Consider the following 4287-nt stretch of genomic DNA (forward strand, 5'->3'; position numbering starts at 1 on the left):
GCCGGGCGGCGAGGGGTGTGGGAATACGGGAATGACGAAGGGTCAGGAGGCTGAAAACGCTCGATGTTCTTCGCTGAACCCGACTGGGCGTTCCGGCTCGGCCGCTCCGCTTTCGTCATCCTGGGGCGCGCAGCGACCCCGGGACCCAGCGGCGCCGAAGGGCGAAGCTGTCACGCACACGGCTCGCGGAACCATCGCCTGCGCTGCGCTCCGGCGCCGCTGGGTCCCGGCCTTCGCCGGGATGACGAAAGCAAGAGGAGGTCGGCGCTCAATGGGCCGCGGCCGGCGTCGCCCTCACCTGACGGCTGCGCCGTCTGTCCTCCCCGTCGCCTTGAAGGGGCGATGGAGAGGTGGATGGGAGAAGGCGCGGGTTCGCGGCGGCGCGCAATCCCGCTATAGGCGCGCAGATGACCACCCTCCTCTACGGCCGCCCGCCGGCGGTGTTCGATCCGCCCGGCGCGGCGACGCAGACCTCTCCGCTCATCCCGGGCGCGACCCCGCTGGAAGACGTGGCCGAAGGCTCGGCCGACGAGATCGTGATCTACGCCCCGCCCGGCGTGCTGGAGCGGCGCTACGTCCTGGCCCTGGCCCTGCGCGCGCTGAAGGTCGGCGGCCGGCTGGACGTCATGGCGCTGAAGGACAAGGGCGGTTCGCGCCTGAAGAAGGAGCTCCAGGCCTTCGGCGTCGAGGTCGGCGAAAGCGCCAAGGCCCACCATCGCCGCTGCATCGTGGTGAAGCCGGAGACCCTGGCGGGGATCGAGGAGGCGGTCGCCGCCGGCGCGCCGCGCGTCGTGCCCGGCCTGGAGGCCTGGTCGCAGCCCGGCGTGTTCGCCTGGGACCGGATCGATCCGGGATGGCGCTCCTGGCCCAGCACCTGCCGCCGATGAAGGGCGCGGGGATCGACCTGGGTTGCGGCTACGGCGCGCTGGCCGCCGTAGTGCTGCGTTCGCCGGCCGTCGCCGCGCTGACGCTGATCGATCTGGATCGCCGCGCCGTCGAGGCCGCGCGCCGGAACGTCGACGATCCGCGCGCGACCTTCGATCAGATCGACGCCCGGACGCTGGACGAGGCCGGCGACCTGGATTTCGTCGTCTCCAACCCGCCCTTCCACGACGGCGGCGCCGAGGATCGGCGCCTGGGCCAGGCCTTCATTCACAAGGCCGCGGGCCTGTTGAAGAAGGGCGGCGTGCTGTGGCTGGTGGCCAACCGGCACCTGCCCTACGAGGCCGAGCTGAACGCGGCCTTCAAGCGGGTGCGCCTGGTCGCCGACGCCGGCGGGTACAAGCTGTTCGAGGCGATCAAGTGAGGACCTTGCCGTCGTCATCCTGCGGCGAGCATGGCGAGGCCGGGAGGTGACGAAAGTGGGTGGAAAGACACCGACGTCCCGCGTCGACAAGCTGCTGAGCTCGCTCGGTTACGGCTCGCGCGCCGAGATGGCGCGCCTGGGCAAGGCCGGCGGGATCGTCCTGGACGGCGCCGACGTCACCGATGTCTCGAAACGCATCGCGGTGACGCCGGACCTGCCGTCGCGGATGGAGATCGACGGCGAGCCTCTGGACCCGCCGCACGGCCTGGTCGTCCTGCTTCACAAGCCGCTGGGCATGACCTGTTCGCACAAGGAGGACGGGGCGCTGGTCTACGACGTCCTGCCCGACCGCTGGCGCCGCCGGGACCCGGCCATCTCCACGATCGGGCGGCTGGACAAGGACACCTCGGGCCTGCTGCTGATGACCGACGACGGCGAGCTTCTGCACCGGATCATCTCGCCGAAGAAGCACGTCGCCAAGGTCTATCGCGCGACCCTGGCCCGGCCGCTGATCGGGACCGAGGCGGCGCTGTTCGCGTCCGGCGAACTGCTGCTCGAAAACGACGACCGCCCGCTGAAGCCGGCGGTGCTGGAGGGTCTCTCTCCCACCGAGGCGCGGGTCTCGGTGACCGAGGGCCGCTATCACATGGTCCGGCGCATGTTCGCCGCGGTCGGCAACCACGTCGAGGCGCTGCATCGCGAACGCCTGGGCGGCCTGGCCTTGCCGGACGATCTGGCGCCGGGGGAGTGGCGGCTGCTGGATCAGGACGAGATCGACCGGATCTTTCAATGACCTTCTGGTCCGCTCATCCCGCCGAAAGCCGGGACCTAGACCTTTGGAAGAACGGTCCAGGACGCAGCGCGCGGTATCGATCCCATCCGCCGGCGATCCGACGAAAGCACTGGGTCCCGGCTTTCGCCGGGATGAGCGGGTGTTGGGGGGAACGGCCGCCCTTGACCGATGCTGACGGCAGGGGCACCTGCACCGGATGAGCGCGCACGCCAAGATCTGCGGCCTGACGACGCCCGAGACGCTGGACGCGGCCCTGACCGGCGGCGCGGCGTTCGTGGGCGCGGTGGTCTTCCCGAAAAGCCCCCGCCACATCGAGCCGCTGCGGGCCGCCACGCTGTTCGAACGCGCGCGCGGCAGGGCGAAGATCGTGGCGGTGACGGTGGACGCGGACGACGCCCTGCTGACCGAGATCGCCCTGATCCTGAAGCCCGACCTGATCCAGCTGCACGGTTCGGAGACGCCCGAGCAGGCGGCGCGGGCCCGGATGCTGACCGGGGCGGGGATCGTCAAGGCGCTGCCGGTGCGGACGGCGGCCGACCTGGACGCAGCCGCCGACTGGATCCCGGTCGTCGACCACCTGATGTTCGACGCCAAGCCGCCCGAGGGGTCCCCCCTGCCCGGCGGCGTGGGCGCGTCGTTCGACTGGACCCTGCTGGCCGGGCGGACGTTCGAGCGACCCTGGTTCCTGGCCGGCGGGCTGAACCCCGGCAACGTCGCCGCGGCGATCCGGACGACGGGGGCTCCCCTGGCGGACGTGTCCTCTGGCGTGGAAAGCGCGCCAGGTGTTAAGGACCCGGCCCTGATCGCGGCGTTCCTCGAGGCGGCGCGAGCCGCCTGATTTCCGCCGCTCCCCCCGCGCGAGACCCATTGCCGTGAACGCCGCCCTGCCCAACAGCTACGCCTATCCCGACGCGGAGGGCCGTTTCGGTCCCTACGGCGGGCGGTTCGTGGCCGAGACCCTGATGCCGCTGATCCACGAGCTGAACGCGGCCTATGAGGCGGCCAAGGCGGACCCGTCGTTCCAGGCCGAACTGGACGGCTTCCTGACCGACTACGTCGGCCGGCCGAGCCCCCTGTACCTGGCCGAGCGGCTGACCGAGCATCATGGCGGCGCGACATCTGGTTCAAGCGCGACGAGCTGAACCACACCGGCGCCCACAAGGTGAACAACTGCATGGGCCAGATTCTGCTGGCCATGCGCATGGGCAAGACCCGGATCATCGCCGAGACCGGCGCCGGCCAGCACGGGGTGGCGACGGCGACGGTCTGCGCCCGCTTCGGCCTGCCCTGCGTGGTCTACATGGGCGCCGCCGACGTCGAGCGGCAGTCGCCCAACGTGTTCCGGATGAAGCTGCTGGGCGCCGAGGTCGTGCCCGTCACCTCGGGCCGCGGCACGCTGAAGGACGCGATGAACGAGGCGATGCGGGACTGGGTGACCAATGTCGAGGACACCTACTACCTGATCGGCACGGCGGCGGGCCCGCACCCCTATCCGGCCATGGTGCGCGACTTTCAGTCGGTCATCGGCCGCGAGGTCCGCGCCTCGATGCTGGCGCGCAAGGAGAAGCTGCCCGACGCCTGCGTGGCGGCGATCGGCGGCGGGTCGAACGCCATCGGCCTGTTCCACCCCTTCATCGAGGACGCGGGCGTGCGCCTGATCGGCGTCGAGGCGGCGGGGCGGGGTCTGGACGGCCCGGACCACGCGGCCTCCATCCAGGGCGCGGCCGGGGCTGGCTGCACGGCAACCGCACCTATCTGCTGCAGGACGAGGACGGGCAGATCCTGGAAGGCCATTCCATCTCGGCGGGCCTGGACTATCCCGGCATCGGGCCCGAGCATGCCTGGCTGAAGGATATCGGCCGGGCCGAGTACCGCGCCGCCACCGACCAGGAGGCCCTGGAGGCCTTCCAGCTGTGCTCGCGCCTGGAAGGGATCATTCCGGCGCTGGAGCCCAGCCACGCCCTGGCCCGCGTGGGCGAGATCGCGAAAGAGGTGGGCAAGGGCGGCGATGTCGTGCTGAATATGTGCGGGCGGGGCGACAAGGACATCTTCGCCGTCGCGAAGCACCTGGGCGTGGAGCTCTAGCCTGTCAATGAAGACCCTCATCCTGGCCGCCGCCGCGGTTCTTCTCGCGGCTGCCGGCGTCGCCCAGGACACCGCCGCGCCGGCCCCCGGTCCCCGCAGCCGG

General features: G+C 71.1%; 2 protein-coding genes and 2 pseudogenes. All 4 read left to right on the forward strand.

Annotation, left to right across the window (positions count from 1 at the left end):
• The first annotated feature begins 407 nt into the window (after nt 1-407).
• The 4 genes and pseudogenes from AC2W7C_RS14040 (at nt 408) to trpB (ending at nt 4184) form a co-directional block, all read left to right on the forward strand.
• A pseudogene (locus AC2W7C_RS14040) lies at nt 408-1306 on the forward strand (class I SAM-dependent methyltransferase).
• A 55-nt stretch (nt 1307-1361) separates the two neighbouring features.
• Nucleotides 1362-2099, forward strand: a complete 738-nt coding sequence (locus AC2W7C_RS14045) for a 16S rRNA pseudouridine(516) synthase (RefSeq protein WP_486001993.1) — start codon at nt 1362-1364, stop codon at nt 2097-2099.
• A gap of 196 nt (nt 2100-2295) precedes the next feature.
• Nucleotides 2296-2937, forward strand: a complete 642-nt coding sequence (locus AC2W7C_RS14050) for a phosphoribosylanthranilate isomerase (protein ID WP_486001992.1) — start codon at nt 2296-2298, stop codon at nt 2935-2937.
• A gap of 34 nt (nt 2938-2971) precedes the next feature.
• A pseudogene (gene trpB, locus AC2W7C_RS14055) lies at nt 2972-4184 on the forward strand (tryptophan synthase subunit beta).
• The last annotated feature ends 103 nt before the right edge of the window (nt 4185-4287 follow it).

The sequence above is a fragment of the Brevundimonas sp. CURTG3B2_SDJG genome (genome assembly GCF_057364705.1).